Annotated in this window: 23 protein-coding genes and 2 pseudogenes; 13 read left to right on the forward strand and 12 right to left on the reverse strand. The window is 36.0% G+C overall.

Features of this window, described 5'->3' with window-relative positions:
- Positions 1-4 precede the first annotated feature (4 nt).
- The 4 genes and pseudogenes from AAHI02_RS08770 to recR form a co-directional block, all read right to left on the reverse strand.
- Positions 5-397 carry an acyltransferase gene (locus AAHI02_RS08770; RefSeq protein ID WP_346986313.1) on the reverse strand — a complete coding sequence of 131 codons (393 nt, stop codon included), beginning with the start codon at positions 395-397 and terminating at the stop codon, positions 5-7.
- Complete coding sequence (locus AAHI02_RS08775) at positions 357-554, reverse strand: hypothetical protein (protein ID WP_346986314.1); 198 nt, start codon at positions 552-554, stop codon at positions 357-359. The genes AAHI02_RS08770 and AAHI02_RS08775 overlap by 41 nt, the downstream gene beginning before the upstream one ends.
- Positions 551-1,342, reverse strand: coding sequence for a glycosyltransferase family 2 protein (locus AAHI02_RS08780; protein ID WP_346986315.1), 792 nt, complete (start codon positions 1,340-1,342; stop codon positions 551-553). Before AAHI02_RS08780 ends, AAHI02_RS08775 begins: the two co-directional genes overlap by 4 nt.
- A 15-nt stretch (positions 1,343-1,357) precedes the next feature.
- Positions 1,358-1,973: pseudogene (gene recR / locus AAHI02_RS08785) on the reverse strand (recombination mediator RecR).
- A 383-nt stretch (positions 1,974-2,356) separates the two neighbouring features.
- On the opposite strand from recR, the gene AAHI02_RS08790 reads away from it, so the two are divergent.
- The 7 genes from AAHI02_RS08790 (at position 2,357) to AAHI02_RS08820 (ending at position 6,883) form a co-directional block, all read left to right on the forward strand.
- On the forward strand, positions 2,357-2,962 hold the full coding sequence (locus tag AAHI02_RS08790) for a hypothetical protein (protein ID WP_312901631.1): 606 nt from the start codon (positions 2,357-2,359) through the stop codon (positions 2,960-2,962).
- 60 nt (positions 2,963-3,022) lie between these two features.
- Positions 3,023-3,475, forward strand: a complete 453-nt coding sequence (locus AAHI02_RS08795) for a hypothetical protein (RefSeq protein WP_346986316.1) — start codon at positions 3,023-3,025, stop codon at positions 3,473-3,475.
- Positions 3,476-3,567: 92 nt separating this feature from the next.
- A complete protein-coding gene (locus AAHI02_RS08800) occupies positions 3,568-5,013 on the forward strand; it encodes an aminoacyl-histidine dipeptidase (RefSeq protein ID WP_346986317.1) in 1,446 nt (481 codons plus the stop codon).
- 115 nt (positions 5,014-5,128) lie between these two features.
- Positions 5,129-5,362 carry a hypothetical protein gene (locus AAHI02_RS08805; RefSeq protein ID WP_346986318.1) on the forward strand — a complete coding sequence of 78 codons (234 nt, stop codon included), beginning with the start codon at positions 5,129-5,131 and terminating at the stop codon, positions 5,360-5,362.
- The gene (locus tag AAHI02_RS08810) at positions 5,346-5,645 is read left to right on the forward strand and encodes a type II toxin-antitoxin system RelE/ParE family toxin (RefSeq protein WP_346986319.1); all 300 of its coding nucleotides are present in this window, start codon (positions 5,346-5,348) and stop codon (positions 5,643-5,645) included. The genes AAHI02_RS08805 and AAHI02_RS08810 overlap by 17 nt, the downstream gene beginning before the upstream one ends.
- A gap of 13 nt (positions 5,646-5,658) precedes the next feature.
- Positions 5,659-6,240 carry a TIGR00730 family Rossman fold protein gene (locus AAHI02_RS08815; protein ID WP_346986320.1) on the forward strand — a complete coding sequence of 194 codons (582 nt, stop codon included), beginning with the start codon at positions 5,659-5,661 and terminating at the stop codon, positions 6,238-6,240.
- Between the two features lie 70 nt (positions 6,241-6,310).
- Complete coding sequence (locus AAHI02_RS08820) at positions 6,311-6,883, forward strand: type II toxin-antitoxin system RelE/ParE family toxin (RefSeq protein ID WP_346986321.1); 573 nt, start codon at positions 6,311-6,313, stop codon at positions 6,881-6,883.
- 70 nt (positions 6,884-6,953) lie between these two features.
- Here AAHI02_RS08820 and AAHI02_RS08825 read toward each other — a convergent pair whose 3' ends face one another.
- A complete protein-coding gene (locus AAHI02_RS08825; protein ID WP_346986322.1) occupies positions 6,954-7,283 on the reverse strand; it encodes a ferredoxin in 330 nt (109 codons plus the stop codon).
- A gap of 76 nt (positions 7,284-7,359) precedes the next feature.
- Positions 7,360-8,415 carry an NAD(P)/FAD-dependent oxidoreductase gene (locus tag AAHI02_RS08830; protein WP_346986323.1) on the reverse strand — a complete coding sequence of 352 codons (1,056 nt, stop codon included), beginning with the start codon at positions 8,413-8,415 and terminating at the stop codon, positions 7,360-7,362.
- A gap of 156 nt (positions 8,416-8,571) precedes the next feature.
- Here AAHI02_RS08830 and AAHI02_RS08835 point away from each other — a divergent pair, with 156 nt between their 5' ends.
- Positions 8,572-9,342: a DUF3108 domain-containing protein gene (locus AAHI02_RS08835; RefSeq protein WP_346986324.1), complete on the forward strand. Its 771-nt coding sequence runs from the start codon at positions 8,572-8,574 to the stop codon at positions 9,340-9,342.
- Between the two features lie 428 nt (positions 9,343-9,770).
- On the opposite strand, the gene AAHI02_RS08840 is transcribed toward AAHI02_RS08835, so the two are convergent.
- The 5 genes from AAHI02_RS08840 to AAHI02_RS08860 form a co-directional block, all read right to left on the reverse strand.
- A complete protein-coding gene (locus tag AAHI02_RS08840; protein WP_346986325.1) occupies positions 9,771-10,424 on the reverse strand; it encodes a response regulator transcription factor in 654 nt (217 codons plus the stop codon).
- On the reverse strand, positions 10,421-11,338 hold the full coding sequence (locus AAHI02_RS08845) for a HAMP domain-containing sensor histidine kinase (RefSeq protein ID WP_346986326.1): 918 nt from the start codon (positions 11,336-11,338) through the stop codon (positions 10,421-10,423). The genes AAHI02_RS08840 and AAHI02_RS08845 overlap by 4 nt, the downstream gene beginning before the upstream one ends.
- A 236-nt stretch (positions 11,339-11,574) precedes the next feature.
- Positions 11,575-12,138, reverse strand: a complete 564-nt coding sequence (locus tag AAHI02_RS08850; RefSeq protein WP_346986327.1) for a hypothetical protein — start codon at positions 12,136-12,138, stop codon at positions 11,575-11,577.
- A gap of 82 nt (positions 12,139-12,220) precedes the next feature.
- Positions 12,221-13,231: a phenylalanine--tRNA ligase subunit alpha gene (gene pheS, locus AAHI02_RS08855; protein WP_346986328.1), complete on the reverse strand. Its 1,011-nt coding sequence runs from the start codon at positions 13,229-13,231 to the stop codon at positions 12,221-12,223.
- Positions 13,232-13,362: 131 nt separating this feature from the next.
- On the reverse strand, positions 13,363-14,022 hold the full coding sequence (locus AAHI02_RS08860; RefSeq protein ID WP_346986329.1) for a YceI family protein: 660 nt from the start codon (positions 14,020-14,022) through the stop codon (positions 13,363-13,365).
- A gap of 85 nt (positions 14,023-14,107) precedes the next feature.
- Here AAHI02_RS08860 and AAHI02_RS08865 point away from each other — a divergent pair, with 85 nt between their 5' ends.
- The gene (locus AAHI02_RS08865; protein WP_346986330.1) at positions 14,108-15,043 is read left to right on the forward strand and encodes an ABC transporter ATP-binding protein; all 936 of its coding nucleotides are present in this window, start codon (positions 14,108-14,110) and stop codon (positions 15,041-15,043) included.
- A gap of 470 nt (positions 15,044-15,513) precedes the next feature.
- Here the strand turns inward: AAHI02_RS08865 and AAHI02_RS08870 are convergent, their stop codons facing one another.
- A complete protein-coding gene (locus tag AAHI02_RS08870; RefSeq protein ID WP_346986331.1) occupies positions 15,514-15,858 on the reverse strand; it encodes a zinc ribbon domain-containing protein YjdM in 345 nt (114 codons plus the stop codon).
- 149 nt (positions 15,859-16,007) lie between these two features.
- Here AAHI02_RS08870 and AAHI02_RS08875 point away from each other — a divergent pair, with 149 nt between their 5' ends.
- From AAHI02_RS08875 to asnB, 4 genes and pseudogenes are all read left to right on the forward strand, one after another.
- Positions 16,008-17,213, forward strand: a complete 1,206-nt coding sequence (locus AAHI02_RS08875; protein WP_346986332.1) for an RsmB/NOP family class I SAM-dependent RNA methyltransferase — start codon at positions 16,008-16,010, stop codon at positions 17,211-17,213.
- 155 nt (positions 17,214-17,368) lie between these two features.
- Entirely contained in the window at positions 17,369-17,758 is a 390-nt protein-coding gene (locus AAHI02_RS08880; RefSeq protein WP_346986333.1) for a hypothetical protein, read from the forward strand.
- Positions 17,759-18,006: 248 nt separating this feature from the next.
- Positions 18,007-19,035 carry a PNGase F N-terminal domain-containing protein gene (locus AAHI02_RS08885; protein ID WP_346986602.1) on the forward strand — a complete coding sequence of 343 codons (1,029 nt, stop codon included), beginning with the start codon at positions 18,007-18,009 and terminating at the stop codon, positions 19,033-19,035.
- A gap of 317 nt (positions 19,036-19,352) precedes the next feature.
- Positions 19,353-21,037 (forward strand): annotated as a pseudogene (gene asnB / locus AAHI02_RS08890) (asparagine synthase B).
- Positions 21,038-21,140 lie beyond the last annotated feature (103 nt).

Consider the following 21,140-nt stretch of genomic DNA (forward strand, 5'->3'; position numbering starts at 1 on the left):
TTTATTATACTTTTTCCCATTCCTGGGTTTCGAAATTATATTTTTTAACAATCTTTGCCGGCGCTCCGACAATAACACAGTAATCCGGAAACTCGCCCCTTACAACGGAATTTGCACCGACAACACATTGTTTTCCAAGCTTTGTTCCCGCCATAATCGCTGATCCCATTCCTATATAGCAGTTTTCACCAATAATAGTTTCACTGATGATATATTCCTGATTGACTATATGCTTATCAAGCTCTTCATAATCATGATCAATATTGGTGATGAATACATTTGCTAATATCAAGGAACTTTTTCCAATCACAAGATTTCCTGCAGAAGTAATGTGAACATTTTGAGAGATGACCACATCATCTTGTATATGAATATTTCCCTTTCGATGCACTTCCATTCTGAGGTGGGGAAATATCCTTACTTTTTTTGCCTATAAAAACATTTCGGGTTCCCATCAAAAATATCGGTTTCCCCAAATAAGAAGGAAAACCAAACTTTCCGAAAAAGGGAGCATACAGCAAAGCTCTTAATGCCCAAAAGATTTTATAAATCATACCCTGCTTTTAAAAATCCTTACAATATATTTTAATTTTGAAAATATAAAAAATAAAACGTATTCAAAATAGCTAATTCTTTTCAATTGGTACATCTCGCGAAGATTTTTTTGTATCCCTTTCTCCATTTCCGGAAGATTGGCTGAAAGACCGGAGGCTCCGAAAGATCTTTTCCCTCCGCCGGTATATACCAGTTCTTCTCCCAGAATATACATTGAATTGTTTTTAGAAATCTTCATCCAGTAATTGGCGTCTTCAGAATATCTTTGGTTTCCATCAAAAAAACCTGTATTCTCAAGAACTTTCCTTTTAAATAAAGCCGTAGAAGTTTGTCCGTCTACCCTTAAAAGTAATTTTCTTACAGTCATTACCGCAAGATTCAAATGATCTTTTTTATAAGGGAACCATATCTTCTCACCATTTCGAAGGCTTGTAATAAAATCTATATTTAATTTTTTATCCTCCAAAAATTTCATCTGTCTTTTTGTTTTCTGCGGCAGCCATTCGTCGTCGGAATCAAGAAAGGCAATATAATCCCCACCAGCTACTTTCAAACCTGTATTTCTGGCTTTGGAAACACCTCCATTTTCCCGGGTAATAATTTTTATATCAAGTTCGGAGTTTGCATCCCTGTAGTTTTCCGCCAATACTTTACTCTGATCCGTCGAGCCGTCATTAATGATGATAATCTCAAACTGCTTCAGATCGTAATCCTGATTTCTCACAGAATCCAAAGCTTTGATTATTGTATTTTCAGCGTTAAACATCGGTATTATTACAGAGATCATATCGGAAGAATTATATCATGATTTTTCTTCATTATAGGGCAACCTGTTTACAATCGATCTTCCCAGAGATATTTCGTCTGCATATTCCAGCTCATCTCCTACGGAGATTCCTCTCGCTATGCTCGAAAAACTTATATCAAAGTTTTTAAATTTCTTGTAAATATAATATGCTGTTGTATCTCCTTCCATCGTAGCGCTCAGCGCAAAGATGAACTCTTTCACCTTTCCGTCATTAATCTTTTTTTTCAATGCTTGGGATATTCAGCTGGGCGGGCCCTATACCTTCCATCGGAGAAATTTTCCCACCTAAGATCAAGTATTTTCCGGTATATTTCCCCGTGTTTTCGATGGCAATCACGTCACGAACATCTTCTACGATACAGATCAGTTCGTCATGTCTTTTCGGATTACTGCAGATCTCGCAGACCTCAAAGTCTGAAAAATTATGACATTCCTTACAGTATTTGATATCATTCACAAGGCTGATCAGGGAATTTCCAAGGCTTGCTGCTCTGGAAGCCGGCTGTTTTAATAAATGTAATGCTAAGCGCAACGCCGTTTTTCTGCCTATTCCCGGCAATCCGGAAATTTCATCCACCGCTTTTGCCAAAACTTTACTTGGGTAATCCATGACACAAAAATAAACAAAAAGATGCGGATTCGGAATATTTTTAAGAAGCTGCCCGAACTTGAGATCTTAATCGGAATATCATTTCCGGAAAGTTTGCCGCACGGGTGTAAGAGACTTTCCCGGCTTCCGGAAAAGTTGTTACGAGGGTGCATGAAGCTTTCCTGGTCACCGGAAAGGTTGTCGCAAGGGTGCAGCAGATTTTCCTGTTGTCGGGAAAACCTGTTGCGAGAGTGTAAGGAACTTTCCGTGTTTCTGAAATATTTAATTCTTAAATGTTCATAAAAACCTTACTTTTTAGCTTAAATGGCGTTAACACATCCTGCATTTTAAAGCAAATAATATTATCTTTGAGCCACTAAATATTAACTTGAAAATAAACTAAAATGGTACTTAACAATTTAAATTATCCTCTGGATTTTAAATTTAAGATTACAACATTAGCCAGTGATTTCAACATCACGGATAAGAACGGTAACTATGTTGCGTATGTGCGTCAGAAAATGTTTAAGCTGAAAGAAGACGTTATCGTGTTTAATGATGAGAGCAAATCTAAAGAACTTTTCAGAATCAAAGCCAATCAGTGGATCGATTTCAACGCCTCGTATTCTTTAACCGAAATTGCTACGGGCAGAAACTTCGGAAGAATGGCCAGAAAAGGCATGCGTTCTATCTGGAAGGCCAGCTATGATGTACTGGATGCCAACGATCAGCCCAAATTCAAAATTCAGGAAGACAATGCGTGGGTACGATTTTTTGACGGAATGGTTGGAGAGATCCCACTCATCGGAGCATTTACGGGATATTTTCTAAATCCTTCCTACACGGTGACCGGATTAGATGGAAAAGAGTATTTTAAACTGAAAAAAATGCCTTCATTCTTCGGAAGAAGATTCCAGCTTGACCGCCTCATCGATATTGATGATGAAGAGGAGAGCCTTGTAATCCTTTCGCTATTGATGATGACACTTCTTGAAAGAGCAAGAGGATAAACTTTTAACAAACCACAACAATGAAATACCTTATCATTTTCTTTTCTGCTTTTCTGCTGGTTGCCTGTAAAAAAAGAACAACAGACCTCTCAGACTTCTGCTCCGGCAGATTCTGCCAAGACAGTTCAGGATACTGTAGCAGCTGATATTTCTTCAGGAAAAATTGCCGTTGATACCTTTCCCTTTCCGACAGAAATTAAGGAATGTTCGTGCTATTTTGCCAAAACTAAAGCTGACTTCCTTGCCGAGAAATATATTTATGCAGACGATGCCGGGAAAACTGCTTACATGAAGCTTGATGGAAAAAAGATTTCTCTAAACCTGATCTCATCAAGTGATATGGAAGGCGATGAAGAACTGAGCAAGGAGATAGAAAATGATAACTATAAAATCTCTGTAAAAGGTAAAAAAATAAAAGGCGAAGAAGCCCTGTTGTTTGAAGGTACTTTAACGATCGAAAAGCCTGACGGGACTATCGTAAAGATGCCGATCTATGGAGAATGCGGCTGTTAAAAGGCTTCTGGCTTCTGGCTTCTGGCAAAATTACTGCTTCCGGATTATCGGAAGCATTTTTTATTTTGTAATTTTGAGAAAAATAAATTTCAATGGAACTATCTACTATAGAACCGCAGATTATCTGGAAGAATTTTTCCAAATTAAATGCTGTTCCGAGACCATCAAAAAAAGAAGGAAAAGTCATTGCATCCATCAAAGAATTCGGTGAAAATCTAGGATTGGAAACTACAGTTGATGAAGTCGGCAATGTCATCATCAAAAAACCGGCAACACCGGGAATGGAAAACCGCAAATCGGTGGTGCTTCAATCGCATCTTGATATGGTGTGTCAGAAGAACAACGATGTCAATTTCGATTTTGACACGGAAGGAATCAAAATGGAGGTTGATGGTGACTGGGTAAAGGCGAAAGGAACGACCCTGGGTGCAGACAATGGTCTTGGAGTGGCTACGATCATGTCGATTTTAGAAAGTACCGATATTCCGCATCCTGATCTGGAAGCACTTTTCACCATCGATGAAGAAACCGGAATGACAGGCGCTTTGGGTTTAAAACCAGGACAACTAACCGGCCAGATTCTTCTTAACCTCGACACGGAAGAAGATGATGAAATTGATATCGGCTGTGCCGGCGGGATTGATGTAACCATTTCGCAGGATTATAATACAGAAGTGGCAAAGGGGCAAATTATCAGAATCGAAGTTAAAGGTTTGCAGGGTGGTCATTCGGGAATGGATATTCATAAAGGTTTTGGAAATGCCAATGTGATTTTAGGAAGAATCCTTTATAAAGGTTTGGAAAAAGAAAATATTCAATTAATCTCTATTGATGGTGGCGGATTAAGAAATGCCATTCCAAGAGAAGGCGTTGCTGTAGTTTCTGTACGAAATGCACAGGAATTCATCGATGAAGTAACAAACGGACTTAAAAAAGAAATTCTTGAAGAGTTTGCAACGGTAGAGCCTAATCTTCATATCAATATTGAAAGTTCCACAACTTCAGAGAAAGCGCTTTCCGAAGAAGATTCGAAAAAAATCATTCTTACCCTGAAATCTCTTCACAATGGTGTTTACAGAATGAGTCCTGATGTAAAGGATCTTGTGGAATCTTCCAATAATGTTGCAAGAGTAGAATTAAAAGATGGAGCATTAAAAATTTTAAATCTTTCGAGATCGTCTGTAGATTCGTCAAAAGATTCCGTAGCAGAGCAATTGAAATCCGTAGCAGAACTGGCGGGAATGAAGACTGTTTTCAGTGGTTCTTACCCCGGCTGGAAACCAAAACCCGGTTCCGAGATTGTAAAGCTGATGGAAAAAATCTATACTGAAAAATTCAGTGATAAACCTCACGTTGTTGCCTGTCATGCCGGCCTTGAATGCGGAATCATCGGAGCAAACTATCCGGAAATGGAAATGGTAAGCTTTGGACCGACGATCAGAGGAGCACACTCGCCTGATGAAAAGGCCAATATTCGTTCAGCACAGAAATTCTGGAGCTTTACGAAAGATATTTTAGCGAATATTCCTTTAAAATAGGATTGTAAAATGACTATATTGAATATCCAAAGTTGTGATGGCTTTGGATATTTTTGTTTTTGAATCTTTGCAGATTGTTATATAAAATTATAAATTTGAATAAATAATACAAGTTATGAATACACAGACTCTCAATGAAAAACTTGAATTAATTCAATGGTTATCTACATTGGAGGATGCTTCTATTATTAAAAAACTGATTCAATTCAGGAAAGAAGAAACCAAAGACTGGTGGAATTCAATTTCGGAAGAAGAAAAAAAATCTATTGAAAAAGGAATATCAGAAGCTGACAATAACGAATTAAAATCTCATTCCGAAGCCAGACAGTTATATGGAAAGTGGTTATAAAATTTTCTGGACTCCAAATGCTTTAAAGGAACTAGAACAAACCATAGATTATCTTCAAAATAATTTTACAGATAAAGAAATTAGAAAACTTGTTCATAAAATTGAAAGCTCGATAGAAATTATATCTCAAAATCCTTTTATATTTCCTGTATCCGAAAGCAAAGATGTTCACAAGGCAATTATTCTGCAATTTAACACTATGTATTATCGTGTAAATGATAGCGATGTGGAAATTTTATCATTCTTTTCAAACAGACAATCTCCTCAAAAAAGAAAAATTTAATTCTAATTTAACCATGAAAAGCATCACTGTATTCTGCGGATCAAGTTTTGGTTCGGAAGACATTTATAAAGAACAGGCAACACTGCTTGGACAAACACTGGCAAAAAATAATATGCAGCTGGTTTATGGCGGTGCGGATGTCGGTCTGATGGGCGTCGTGGCAGACGCAGCATTGGGCGCCGGCGGGAAAGTTATTGGTGTCCTTCCCCACTTTCTACAGTCTAAAGAAATTGCCCACAAACAGCTGACCGAACTGATTCTGGTGGAAACCATGCATGAAAGAAAAACCAAAATGAATGAATTGTGCGATGGTGTGATCGTACTTCCGGGAGGTTATGGAACACTGGAAGAATTCTTTGAAATGATTACCTGGGCACAGCTCGGGCTTCATCAAAAACCGATTGGTATTCTCAACATTGACGGCTTTTATGATGATTTGATTAAGCTAGTTCAAACAATGGTTGACAAAGGATTTTTAAAGCAAATTAACCGCGACATGCTGTTGATCAGTAATGATATTGATAATTTACTTGAAAAGATGAAAAATTATGAAGCTCCAACGGTTGGGAAATGGATTTCGAAGGATGAAGTCTAATTTTCATTATAATAAACATTCTTTTAGAGAAAAACAATTTAAGTATTGTTTATTATAAAAATCACTAAATTTGATTCAAATATTAGAAGTTATGAATTTAGAAGCACGTAAAATATTGCTCGTTCAGGAATTTTTAAGAATTGATAACGAGAAAATTATCAATGCTTTGGAAAATGCGCTTCATAAGATTAAGTCTGAAAATTTTGATGAAAATTTAAAGCCTATGTCTTTAGAAGAATTCAATGATGAAATTGACACAGCAATTGATGATGCAGATAATAACAGGATAACTAATGTTGTAGATTTAAAAAAACAAAATCCAGAAATGGCATTAGAAATCTTCTGGACTCAACTTGCAGAGGAAAAGCTGCATGATATTTTTCAATATTACAAATACAAAGCAGGAATAAAAATTGCAAAAAAAATTGTTACCAAAATTGTCGATCAAACTTTAATATTAGAGCAAAATAGTAAAGCAGGACAAATTGAAGAATTATTGCTTAATAGAAAATATGAATTTAGATATCTTGTTTGCGGAAATTATAAAATCATCTATTACATTAACAAAGAAATCAATAAAATTATTGTTGCCAATGTTTTTGATTCCAGACAGAATCCTTCAAAATTAAATGAAACAAAATAATAATCCTTTAAGATAAAAAACTCCCAAAGAAAAATCTTCGGGAGTTTTTTTATACTTTAAAATGAATTTCCTAAGGATAAGGAGCAATTTCCACTTCAAGTCCTTCCATTTCGGGAACGATATGCAATTGGCAGCCCAACCTACTGTTGTCCTTCACATGAAAAGCTTCTCCAAGCATGGCGTCTTCTTCAGCACCCATTTCTTCAAGCCCGGGATCATTAACCACGTAAACCTGACAGGAAGCACACATTGCCATTCCTCCGCAAACCCCGATTGTACCTTCTTCTGCCAGTTCATATGAACGAATGATTTCCATTAAGTTCATAGACATATCCGTTGGCGCTACAACATCGTGGGTTACCCCTTCTCTATCGGTAATTTTTATATTGATATCGTTCATCTTTTGTTGATGGTTAATGGTTGACAGTTGATGGAATTTGTTTTACTATCAATATATCCAAAAACTGGCAACAAATTTAGTCAATTTTTTTCACAACTGCTTTCTCAGCTTCTTTTCTGCTTCCGTCAAATCCGTCTACTCCACTTACTGTTGTATATTTCAGAACGAATTTTTTTCCTGGGTTTAATCTGTTGTAAACACTCTGACACATTAAAGTTGCCTCGTGGAAACCGCAAAGAATAAGTTTCAGTTTTCCGGGGTAAGTGTTGATATCTCCTATCGCGTAGATTCCTTCGATATTAGTCTGGTAATCCAGAGCGTTATTTACCACGATTGCATTTTTCTCGATATTCAGTCCCCAGTTTCCGATTTCACCTAATTTTGGGGTCAATCCGAATAATGGAATAAAATAATCCGTTTCCATATCGTAAGGATCCTGCCCGTCGATGGCTACGGTAATGGCTTCCACCTTTCCGTCACCTTTGATAGCGGTAACTTCAGCAGGTGTAATTAATTTGATTTTTCCCTGATTTTTAAGATCCTGAACTTTTTCTACTGAATCCAACGCTCCGCGGAATTCGTTTCTTCTGTGGATCAATGTTACTTCGCTTGCAACATTGGAAAGGAAAATACTCCAGTCCAGCGCAGAATCTCCTCCACCGGCAATAACCACTTTCTTATTTCTGAAATGCTCAGGCTCTTTCACGAAATATTCAAGCCCTTTTTCTTCGTAATCAGCAACGTTTTCAATGGTAGGTTTTCTTGGTTCAAAAGTACCCAATCCCCCTGCGATAGCGATAGCTTTAGCTCTGTGAACCGTTCCTTTATTGGTAATTACCTCAAACCATTCATCATCAATTTTGGTATAAGAAACCGCTGTTTCTCCCAGCGTAAAGCCAGGCTGAAACTGCTTGATCTGCTCCATCAGGTTGTCGATAAGCTCACCTGCATTTACAGACGGATAACCCGGAATATCGAAAATAGGTTTTTTAGGATAAAGCTCAGCCAACTGTCCTCCCGGTTGAGGAAGCGCATCGATAATATGGCACTTCATTTTCAGTAAACCTGCTTCAAATACAGCAAAAAGCCCTGTTGGTCCGGCTCCTATGATCAATATATCGGTCGTTATCATAATAATAAGATAATTTAATTATACTTGTGGCTGCAAATTTACTAATTTTAATGCGAAGCATATTTAATTCAGTTTAAATAAAAAACTGAGATTTATCAAATATCTTTCAAATTTCTAAGTTATTGCATTTGGCAACGTTTTTGTAAAATTTTGATTATGAAGAAATGTTTAAGTATCGTGTTAATATTTTTATTCACCTTTAGTTTTAGCCAGATTACCAATATCTCGGACGGTGAATCTATTACTTTAAGAATTCATTACGGATTTCTTAATGCCGGAATAGCCAATCTTACAGCACAAAAGACTATTTATAAAGGAGTTCCACATCTCCATGTAAAAGGAACGGGGCAGACAACGGGAGCGGTAAAAGCATTTTTTAAAGTTGATGATTTTTATGAAAGCTACATTAATATGAATACCGAACTTCCGAGTTTTTATGTAAGAAATGTGAAAGAAGGAAGCTACCGTCAACATCTTGAAACAGTTTTTAACCACGATAACAATACTTTAATTCTGACAGATAAAAAAACACCTGCCAATGGCTCGAAAGTGATAAAATCGGTAAAAGGTGTTCAGGATATGCTTTCCTGTTTTTATTTTTTAAGAAGTAAAAGCGCCGCAGAATTGAAAATAGGAACCGTGATCAACATGAATGTATGGATTGACGACGAAATGTTTCCTTTTCAACTGAAAGTCACCGGAACGGAAAATCTTAAAACAAAATTCGGAACGATTAACTGTCTCAGAATCATCCCATCAGTAAAAAGCGGAAGAGTATTTAAAGAAAAAGAAGGAGTAACGATGTGGGTATCCAATGATGCAAATCATATTCCTATATTGCTGAAAGCCGAATTGGCGGTTGGTTCTTTAAAAGCAAGTATTGACGGATATAAGAACGTAAAATATCCTCTTAAGTTTACAAAATAAAGTTATCAGGCCTGTATATGTTTACAGGCATTTTTTTTATATGTAATGGATATTGATTCCCAATTGTCTTTTAAGTATATATGAAAATGATTCAGAATATCGGTTATGATAACCGTTGCAATTTAATCATCGTTTTTAATTGCGTTTTGTTTCTAGGTCAGCAATTAAAAACAAAAACCTCCGAAAAATTTCGGAGGTTAATTTTGCAACCTGCAATTAAGTAAGAAGGCTCTGCTTCCCAAAAGAGCCTACTTATTGTTCATCATTTGTGCTTCAATCTTTGACCCTTTTTTAGTAATTCATCATTTGCGTTTTCAGAATCAAAGATTTAAATAATAACTATTATTGTGGTACAAAGATATTAATAGGTCATTACACAACAGCTATAAAACTATTAGATATAAATCGACATCGTTGTAGATATTTTTCTACAAAAAACTTTCGGAATGAATTTTAATTAAATCAATCAGCTCTACAATATTTTCTATTCCAAGCTTATGAAATATTCTTTTTTTTATTGTACTGATGGTATTTTGTCTTACGTTGAGCATATTGGAAATTTCGAGATTGCCGTATCCTCTGGCGTGCATTTCAGCAATTTGCAGCTCTTTTTCTGTTAAGCAAGACAAAGGATTTATAACATTCGTACTCCGTAAGGAAGCCATCAATAAAGATTGTGTTAATGGAGAAATATATTGACCTTCATTGATTATTTGGCGGATGGCTTTCTCAACCTCATTGTCTTCACTTAGCTTGCTTAAAAATCCGTCAGCACCAGCTTTAAGAAATTTTAAAGAATATTTATCTTCATCAATTCCTGTGAAAATGAGGGTTTTGGTCTCCGGATTGGAAATTTTGATTTCAGGGATAAGATGAAGGCTGTTTCCATCGGGAAAATAGACATCAATAATGACAATATCTATATGATGGGTCTTTATACATTCTGTGATCTGCTGAATTGTCGAAGCATGAAAAACTTTATATTCAATTCCGATAGCATTCAGAATCATTACGATTGCCTGTCTGATAAGGCTGTGATCATCTGCCACCAAAAAGTTGGTAACCCGAGAATCTGATTTCATTGTTTCACTTTTAGTTTAAGATAGAAAAAGACAGAAGTTCCTATCTTTTCTTCGGCAGTTACAGATATGTTTCCATTGTATAATTCCACCAATTCTTTGCACAAACTTAAGCCTAATCCGGCACCGATATTTTGAACATCTTCCGACAAGACACCCTGATAATAAGGCTCAAATATTTTTTTAAGATCCGATTTTGAAATCCCTGTGCCGGTGTCAATAATTTCTGTTGATAATAATATGGTATCATCATCTGTTTTCTCAGCTTTTGTATTAACAGTTATTTGTCCGTTTTCGGTAAACTTATTGGCATTTCCAAGGATATTCATAAAAATCTGATTGATCTTCGTATTGTCAGAATATACAGTTAGGCCAGGATGTATATCAATATGTATTATAAACCTATTATTTCTCGTCTGGATATAAGGTTCGACAGAATTTAAAATAGCTCTTATTTGACTATTTAGGTTAAAAGTCACCGGAATTAATTTATTTTCAATTCGTTGATTTTTAGTATATTCCAAAATCTGATTAGACTGAAGAAGTAAACTATTGCTTGTAAAATCAATTGACCTGAGGTACTCTTTAATTTCCTCATCATTTGTTTTTTCGCTGATTCTGCCAATAAGAATACTGATGATTTTTAAAGGAGATCTTAATTCATGGCTCAACATCCCTAAAAGTCTGTTTTTAAATTCCAGATTTGCATTAATCTGGCTGTTGGCAGCTTTTAGTTTTCTTTCGTAAGAAAAAGCGATACTCGTAAGCATCATAATGAGTACCGAAACGATGAACATGAGAATTATAGCAGCGAAGATGAGATTCATTCTGACTCTGTTATTTCTGGAATTCTGTTTTTCATATTCCTTTTCAAGATCAGCTCTGGAATTCTTGATAGCGTATTCATAAATGTTCATAACGCCATTTCCATACGTCAGGAGATTGCTGAATATTTTGTAAAAAGCAGCATTATTATTCTCTTTTTTTGGTAACGTTAATCTGCATTTTCCTGATTTGTCCCGTATAATGATTATTTACGAGATGGATAATACTGTCAAACTCAGCTTTTATAGTAGCTGCATCAGGAGTTTTCCCTTGTTTTACAGTAATTATCGTACTTTCTTTCCGTACATTTTCTTTTCCGGAAATTGCATCACCCAGACGTCCGAAAAAAACCCTTTTTCTTTACGGTATCCGAATAAGTTTTGGTTTCAATATTAAATTTATCAAAATTATAATCCAGATCGTACTTTCTGATTTTAGGAAAATCGGTTTCGGTTTTAAAATTTGTTTTTGAAGAATATTCGTACGTAGAATCAATAAGGGATTTTAGCTTTTTAACTTCTGCTGGTTTGTTTTTTTCTGTTGTAAGAGCATTTTTCAATCTCGGATATTTATTTCCGTATTGCCCGATGCTGTCAAGGTTTTTATCTAAATTATTTAAAGATGTAAAATATGATTTCAGATAATTTTCGTCCTCAGTAATCACATATTTCCTAAAGTCAACCTGAGCATTAAAAAGCTCTTTTTTAGAATTGTCTGTAAGCATTTCCAGTGAATGAATTTCATTCAGCTGATTCTTAATAAACGTTAGATTTTTCTTCGTAATAAATTCATTATAAAAAAAGGCAGCAATCAGAGCCTGTATCAGTAAGATACATACAATCAGCGAATAATGAACGATTCTTCTTGATCTAAAATTTAATTTTTCAAACATTGGTGTAAATTAAAGCATAAAAATAATAAAAAAATCCTGCAATAATTAATTTGCAGGACATTATGTTTAAATTTTAAACTAATTAAAGACTTTTAAATTGCTCAAGCGTTCTGATATCATTTTCGAAGAACATTCTGATATCACTCATTTGATAAAGAAGCATGACAATTCTCTCAATTCCCATCCCGAAGGCATAGCCGGAATATTTCTCAGAATCAATATTCACATTTTTCAAAACTGCCGGATCTACCATTCCACAGCCCATAATTTCCAGCCATCCGGTTCCTTTTGTAATTCTGTAATCTGTTTCAGAGTTTAATCCCCAGTAAACATCGATTTCAGCACTCGGTTCCGTAAAAGGGAAATAAGAAGGTCTTAATCTTATTTTTGACTTTCCGAAAAGTTCCGTCGTAAAGAATTGAATGGTCTGCTTAAGATCTGCAAAACTTACATTTTCATCAATATATAAACCTTCTATCTGATGGAAAATACAGTGTGAACGTGAAGATACCGCTTCGTTTCTGAACACTCTTCCCGGAGAAAGGATTCTGATCGGCGGCTGATTTTCCTCCATGTAACGAATCTGCACCGAAGATGTATGCGTTCTCAGCAGAATATCAGGATTCTGCTCAATGAAAAAGGTATCCTGCATGTCTCTTGCCGGATGATACTCCGGAAGGTTCAGTGCGGTAAAGTTGTGCCAGTCGTCCTCAATTTCAGGCCCGTCTGCCACGGCAAAACCAATAGATTTAAAAATCTCAATGATTCTGTTTTTTACCAGATTGATAGGATGTCTTGAGCCCAGTTCCAAAGGAAACGCAGGTCTAGTAAGATCTTCTTTTTCAGCTACAACAGAAGATGTTGAAGCATTTTTCAAATCCTCCAGTTTTACATTAACTGCCTGTTTCAATGTATTGATCTTCTGCCCGAAATCTTTTTTCTGGTCATTAGGAACTTCTTTAAATTTTTCAAAAAAATCGTTCAGAATTCCTTTCTTCCCATTGTATTTGATACGGAAGTTTTCGATCTCCTCTTTTGATGTGGCATTGAAGCTGTTTACCTCAACGAGTAACTCTTCTATCTTTTCTATCATTGTTTTACCCTTTCAAAATGTTTTGCAAAAATACGGTTTTTCGGCGAAATATTTTTCCTTAAACTGTTAAAAAAAAATCTGCCCCATTCAGGAAGCAGACTTCAATCACTTATTTCACTTAAATAAAAAAATTATTTTTTCTCTAAAGCTTTTACATTAATCTGTAGGGTGATTTCATCTTTGATCACTCCATTTTCAACAGGGCTTTGGAAGGAAATACCAAACTCTTTCCTGCTGATATCTTTAGGTTCCGTAGCAATACTTACTACTCCGTCTTTCACAGAAACATTGGCTTTAAACTGAGTGGGTTTTGTAATCCCTTTTATGGTTAAATTTCCATCCAGAAGTGTATTGTAATCACCTTCAGCAGAAGGAGTTACTTTTGTAATTTCAAAAGAAGCTGTCGGAAATTTTTCCACTTCAAAGAAATCGCCGCTTTTCAGATGTCCGTTCAGTTTTTCCAGCTGGCTGGTGTTGTTTTTAAGATCTTCGGAAGTGAGAGAAGTCATATCCGCAACAAATTTTCCGCTTTCCAGCTTTGCTTCTTTCACAGTTACATCGCCGCTTTCAAATTTGATGGTTCCAAAGTGGCTCGTATTTTCAGATTTAAAAATTTTATATCCCTTCCACTCTACTTTACTGTTTAAAGTATCTACTGTAAATTGAGCACCCTCTTTAGAAGTGACAGCCTCATCACTTTCTCCGGAAACAGGCTTTTCCTTTTTACAGGAAATCAGCACGGATGCAACAAAAAAAGCAGAAAAAACTACCGAAAATAGCTTTCTTTTCATAATTTTTAAAATTTTATTACTTCTGCTAAAATAATAAAAAAAACGGTTCTTTCCTAGAAACATTTCATTTCATTACATTTGTAATATGCTATTAGAAATAAACAATTTATACTTTTCATATTCTAAAGAAAAACCTTTGTTTCAGAACCTTAACCTTAGGTTTGATGAAGGTAAGATCATTGCGCTCGCAGGAGAAAGCGGTTGTGGGAAATCGACTTTATTAAGCCTGATCTACGGACTTCTCGACTGGCAGAGCGGCGATATTGTTTTTGACGGCGAAAAACTGATGGGACCTAAAGGAAATTTGGTTCCGGGTGAGGCAAAAATGAAATTTGTAGCCCAGAATTTTGACCTGATGCCTTATGCAACCGTTGCTGAAAATGTGGGTAAATTTATTTCTAATATTAATTTAACAAAGAAAAAAGAAACCGTTGCCGAACTTCTTGAAGTGGTAGGACTTGAAGAATTTGCCAATATTCTTCCAAAATACCTGAGTGGCGGCCAGCAACAGCGTGTTGCCATAGCAAGGGCTCTTTCTGTACTTCCAAAGCTTCTGATTCTTGATGAACCTTTCAGCAATCTGGATTTCCCGAGAAAAATTGAATTGCGCGAAAAGTTATTCCGCTATGTGAAGCAACAAAATATTTCACTAATTATCTCTACGCATGAACTTCAGGATATTATTCCATGGCTGGACCAGATCGTTGTTCTTGAGAATGGAAGATTGGTTCAGAACGATAAGCCGGAAGAAACTTTCAGAAATCCATACAATCCTTATGTAGCCAAGCTTTTCGGTGAAGTAAATATCTTTACTGATAATGAAATTATGGAATTCGGTATCGGCAAATTTTCATATTATCCTAAAGAAATAAAAGTTTCGGAAAATGGTGTTGAAGCAGAAGTTCTGGAAAGCCGTTTTGCAGGAAATCATTACTGGAATAAATTGAGTGCTAAAAATAAAGAACTGGTGATCTACACGGATCAGAAAATTGAAAATTCAGTTACTATTTCCTTTGATTAACGGTCTAATATCCCATGTAATGACAACTTCCCAGCCCCGATCGAGCGGCATGTCTGAGCTCATTTTTTGGATTTCGGTGCGGCGGCGGAGCCGCCGCACCGAAATCCAAAAAATAGCGAGTAGTAAAAGCGGGAAAAAGCTTCAAATAAAAAATATATTGCTTTCGATATAATCAAATTGCTCCAAAAAAAACAATTCGGTGGAGTCAAAAAGCTCATGAAAAATATTTTGTTTAAATTATCAGCTTTTGCTTTTTCAGATATAATTAACACATTTCCCAATAGTTACTGTGGAATTGTGCATAAAAAAAATACAAATATAAGAATCCGGTTTAAAACTTTTTCTTACATTTGTATTCCCACAGCATAAGGAAATTTTTGGTTAATTCTCTTTCTGCCTCCTAAGACGAAAATTAGCAGTTCTGCAATCTAGTTTTTTGAAAGATTACACTGTCCAATTTTTTCCTTTTTTTACGCCTTTTTCACAAATTCTGATTTCAGGGCCATTGCGCCAAAACCATCAATTTTACAGTCAATATTATGATCGCTGCCCGGTCTAAGGCGAATATTTTTTACTTTTGTTCCTGCTTTTACAGGCTTCGGCGCTCCTTTTACAGGAAGGTCTTTGATAACAACTACAGAATCTCCGTCCTGAAGTTCATTACCGTTTGAATCCAGTATTCTCCCTGAATCTGATGCTTCAGCTGCTGCTTCCTGAGGATTCCACTCGTAGAAACATTGAGAACAGACCATCATATTATCACTTGGGTAGGTAAACTCGGAGCTACATTTTGGACAAAGTACAGTATCACTCATATTTTTCAATTTTTGCAAAGGTAAGATTAAATTAAATATGTTAAAATTCAAAGATTGAAAGATTGACAACATTACTCATAACCAATTGCTTATTGGTTATCAATTAAAAGTCGTATTTTTGCAGATTCAAAATAGCAGAACCCAATTTTATGGAACTTATTCACAGAAACTTAGCCATCGGAATTCACGATGCTTTACAGGAAACATTTTTTGAGAAAAACAAATATGCCGATAAAGTGATCGAAAGACTTTTAAAAGCAAACAAAAAATGGGGAAGCCAGGACAGAGCTGTTGTTTCTGAGATTTTCTATAATATCATCCGTTGGAAAAAGCGTCTCGAATATTATATGGGAGAAGGCGTAAAACCCAATAATGTTTACAAGCTGATAATGGCTTATCTTCTCTGGAGCAAAACCAATTATAAAAAATTTGAAGAATTTGACGGAATAAAGATTGCCGATATTCTTACGAAACTTAAGAAAGGTACTGTTCCTACGAAAGCAATTGAACATTCTATCCCGGAATGGCTCGCGGAGACCTTGGAAAAGGAATTGGGAGAAAAATGGGAAAAAGAAATGTATGCTTTAAACGAACAGGCACCTACTGTACTGAGAGCCAACTCTTTGAGAACAACTCCAAAAGAGCTTATTTCTGATCTTGCAGACGAAAATATTACTGCATATCCAATAAAAAATTATCCCGATGCTGTACAGCTTGAAGAAAAAAAGAATGTTTTTCTTACGACTGCTTTTAAAGAAGGATTATTTGAAGTTCAGGATGCTTCTTCGCAGAAAATCGGGTATTTCCTTGACGTAAAAGAAGGCCAAAGAGTTGTTGATGCCTGCGCCGGTGCAGGTGGAAAGACGCTTCACCTTGCAGCTTTGATGGGAAACAAAGGACAGATCATTGCCCTTGATATTTTTGAATGGAAATTAGCCGAATTGAAACGCCGTGCCAAAAGAGCAGGTGCCCACAATATCGAAACCCGTATGATTTCGGATAATAAAGTCATTAAAAGACTGCATGACAAAGCCGACAGATTACTGATCGATGCGCCTTGTTCAGGACTTGGTGTTTTAAAAAGAAATCCGGACAGCAAGTGGAAAATCGATCAGGATTTTATTGACAGAATCAAAACAGAGCAGCAGCAGATTCTTCAGGATTATTCTAAAATGCTTAAAAAAGGAGGAAAAATGGTTTACGCGACATGTTCTATCCTACCTTCAGAGAACAATGGCCAGGTTGAAGAATTCCTGAAAAATAATCCGAATTTTAAAATGGTCAAAGATGAGAAAGTAATGCCAAGTGAAGGCTACGACGGATTCTACATGGCTCTTATTGAAAGAATTTCTTAAAATTCAGATACATATAAAACAATACAACTACTCTGCATACAGGGTAGTTTTTTATTTATTTCTACTTTATCTTAATTACTACATTTAACGGAAAAATAAGTATAATTCATAAAATTGATATTAAAATTTATCTTTGTGAAAAACGATCAATCAATATGCATCAAAGAATTTTACTCAGTTTCTTTATTTTTTTGTCATTATTCGCTTTCGCGCAAACATATGAAGTTCAATACGTAAGCTCATACAACGGAAAAGTAAATGCAGACCAACCTTTCACCATAGTTTGGGCCAATGAAAAAGAAAATTTTATTCTTAACACCAAAATCAGGGAACAAAAAGCGGAATTTCCATATGAAATAACGAAAATTGAAAAGCCATCAAATACTATAATTTCTTACGCTTTTTTAAAACCCGACGAAATAATTTCAACTTCCGATTCAGAATCGGTCAGAAAGCAAACTTTTGAATTCACCAACGAAACGAAAAAGATTTTAGGATATACTTGTAAAAAAAGCAGTCACCAAAATCAATTCAAATACCATTGAGATCTGGTACACCAATGATCTGAAAATTTATGGCGGCCCTTCCACACTCGGACAAAGTCTGGGATTTGTTTTAGAGATCGAAAGAAATAAAAATTCTCTTATTACTGCCAATTCAATTAAAAAAAGTAAAAAAAACTGGTATTGATAAAATCCTTCACGGCCAGGTCAACTCTACCGATCAGCTTGGCTACAAAGATCTGGTCTGGAAAAGCAGATTCACCACTTTAAAAGTATTTGAAAACGAAACTATTAATTTTTCAGATGATTCAAAAACAGACAGTGATGTTAAAAGATTCGCTAAAGGAACCATTATCATTAAAAAAATTAAGTTCCCGAAAATTTCGGAAGGCGAAAATATTTTCGTCGAATTAAAACAACAATCCAACGGAGATGCTTACGACAGAACCGGAACGGTATTTTTTATTCCTGAAGATAAAAAAGAATCTTTTCTGGACGGACTCGAAAATGGAGTAAAAACCCTTCCGCTTTATGATAATGGAAATGGTAAGCAATACTTCGGAGTTGTTTCAACAGAAAATTATAATCCCGTCATTGAAATGATGCGTTTTTTTACTGCTTTCGGAATTAACAAATTTAATAACCTTCAGCTTAAAGACAAAACCTGGCAGACGATCAGCCCGTACCGTCAGGACATCACTGAGCTGAAGCCTTCTTTGAGTGAAAAAGAACTGTGGATCGGAGCTTTTATCGGAAACTACGACAAAGGAGGGCATAAAGTAAGCCTGGAGATCACTATTCATAAAAGTGATCAGAATATCCATAAAAACAATACTGTGATTCCTTTATTCAACAGCCTTAATATTATGGAAATGGCCGGGCAGGATTATTCTACTATGTTCAGTCAGGATAAAGGTCTTCTTGTAGAATTTACCCTTAAAAAAGAGCTGAAGAACGCACAGCTGAGATATATTACCACCGGCCACGGCGGCTGGGAAAACGGCGATGAATTCGTTCCTAAAGCAAATTCCATTTTCCTGGATGGAAAGATGGCTTTTTCATTCGTGCCATGGAGATCAGATTGTGGCTGTTATCGGCTTTACAATCCCGCTTCGGGAAATTTTGGTGATGGACTTTCATCATCGGATCTGAGTCGTTCCAATTGGTGTCCGGGTACTGTGACCAATCCAAATTTCATTCCTCTTGGAGATTTAAAAGCAGGAAAACATACCATTCAGGTAAAAATTCCACAAGGGCCTACCGAAGGAACAAGCTTCAGTTCATGGAATGTCTCAGGAGTATTACTTGGAAATGAATAAAAAAAACCTTCTTGCAAATTAACTCTGCAAGAAGGTAAAAACACAAATGATGAAAAAAAATTATTTCGAGCCACAAAGTAATGGTAAAAATTTCCGTAATAAATTAACATACATTATTAATTATCTTGTTTTTATTTTGTATATGATTAACGAATATTCCCAACGAAAAAAATTAACTAAAATCAGCTGAATTTCCGTTTATAATTAAAATTTTACTATATAATTAATCATTAAGTTAAAAATTTAAACTTAATGATTTTTTTTATTGTTTAATATAAACCACACTTATACTTTTGTTTTAAATTAAATGATAAAATATGTGTGGAATTGTATGTTTGTTTGATGCCAAACAAAAAACCGAAATATTAAGACCCCAGGTGTTGGAAATGTCAAAAAAAATCCGCCACAGAGGCCCGGACTGGAGCGGAGTTTTCCAGGACGAAAAAAGTAATTTTTTCTCATGAAAGACTGGCTATTGTAGATCCTACTTCAGGAAAACAGCCTCTTTTCACTAAAGACGGTAAAGTAGTACTGGCCGTAAACGGAGAAATTTATAACCATAGAGAATTAAAGGAAGAATTTCCTGATTATGAATTTCAGACACAATCTGATTGTGAGGTGATTTTAGCACTTTACAGAAAATACGGTAAAGACTTTATTGAAAAACTGAACGGTATTTTCGCCTTTTCCCTGTATGATACCGAAAATGACGTTTACCTTATTGCCCGCGATCACATGGGTATTTGTCCACTATACCAGGGCTGGGACAAAAACGGAAATTATTATGTTGCCTCTGAACTGAAAGCATTGGAAGGTGTCTGCAAAAAAGATTGAAACTTTCCTTCCCGGACATCTGGTGTACAGCAAAGACGGAAGCGAACTTCAGCAATGGTACAAAAGAGATTGGGAAAGCTATGATTCTGTAAAAGATGCTGAAACCGATATTGAAAAATTAAGAAAAGGCTTGGAAGATGCTGTTCACAGACAATTAATGAGCGATGTTCCTTACGGAGTTTTGCTTTCCGGCGGCCTGGATTCTTCAGTAATTTCTGCCATTACGGCAAAATTTGCCCGGCAGAGAGTGGAAAGCGGAGACACTCAGGAAGCATGGTACCCGAGGCTTCACAGTTTTGCGGTAGGCCTTGTAGGATCTCCTGATCTTGCGGCGGCACAAAAAGCGGCAGAATATATAGGATCCGTTCATCATGAGGTTAATTTTACCGTTCAGGAAGGTCTAGATGCGATCCGTGACGTTATTTATCATTTGGAAACGTATGATGTTACTACCATAAGGGCTTCTACCCCGATGTATCTTTTGGCGAGAGTCATTAAATCTATGGGGATTAAAATGGTGCTTTCCGGGGAAGGCTCTGATGAATTATTCGGAGGTTATCTTTATTTTCACAAAGCTCCGAATGCCAGGGAATTTCATGATGAAACCGTGAGAAAATTAGGGAAACTTCATCTTTATGATTGCCTGAGAGCCAACAAAGCTTTAATGAGCTGGGGAATAGAAGGCCGCGTTCCTTTTTTAGATAAAGAATTTATGGATATTGCCATGACCATCAATCCTAAAGATAAAATGGTAAATGCATCCGAAGGAAAAATAGAAAAATGGGTATTAAGAAAAGCATTCGAAGACATTCTTCCGGAATCTATTGTATGGAGACAGAAAGAACAATTTTCAGATGGTGTAGGTTATTCATGGATCGATACTTTAAAAGCCGTGGCTGAAAAAGAAGTGACTGATGAAATGATGACCAATGCCCGATTCAGATTTCCTTTAAACACACCACAAAATAAAGAAGAATACCGTTACAGATCTATTTTTGAAGAACATTTCCCAAGTGAAACCGCCGCTGCTACAGTGCCATCCGTACCTTCGGTTGCGTGCTCTACTCCAATTGCATTGGAATGGGATGAAGCTTTCAAAAATATGAACGATCCCAGCGGAAGAGCCGTAAAAGTACATGAAACGTCTTACGGAGAATCTTCGAAGTGAGAAGTCAATGGTGAATTTTGCTTTGCAAGTGAATTTTTAATAATTCAGATTGACCATTGACCAGCAGGAATTGACCATTGACATCATGCGAATGGTGATTTGA

Source organism: Chryseobacterium sp. POE27 (assembly GCF_039727685.1).
Taxonomy (GTDB): domain Bacteria; phylum Bacteroidota; class Bacteroidia; order Flavobacteriales; family Weeksellaceae; genus Chryseobacterium.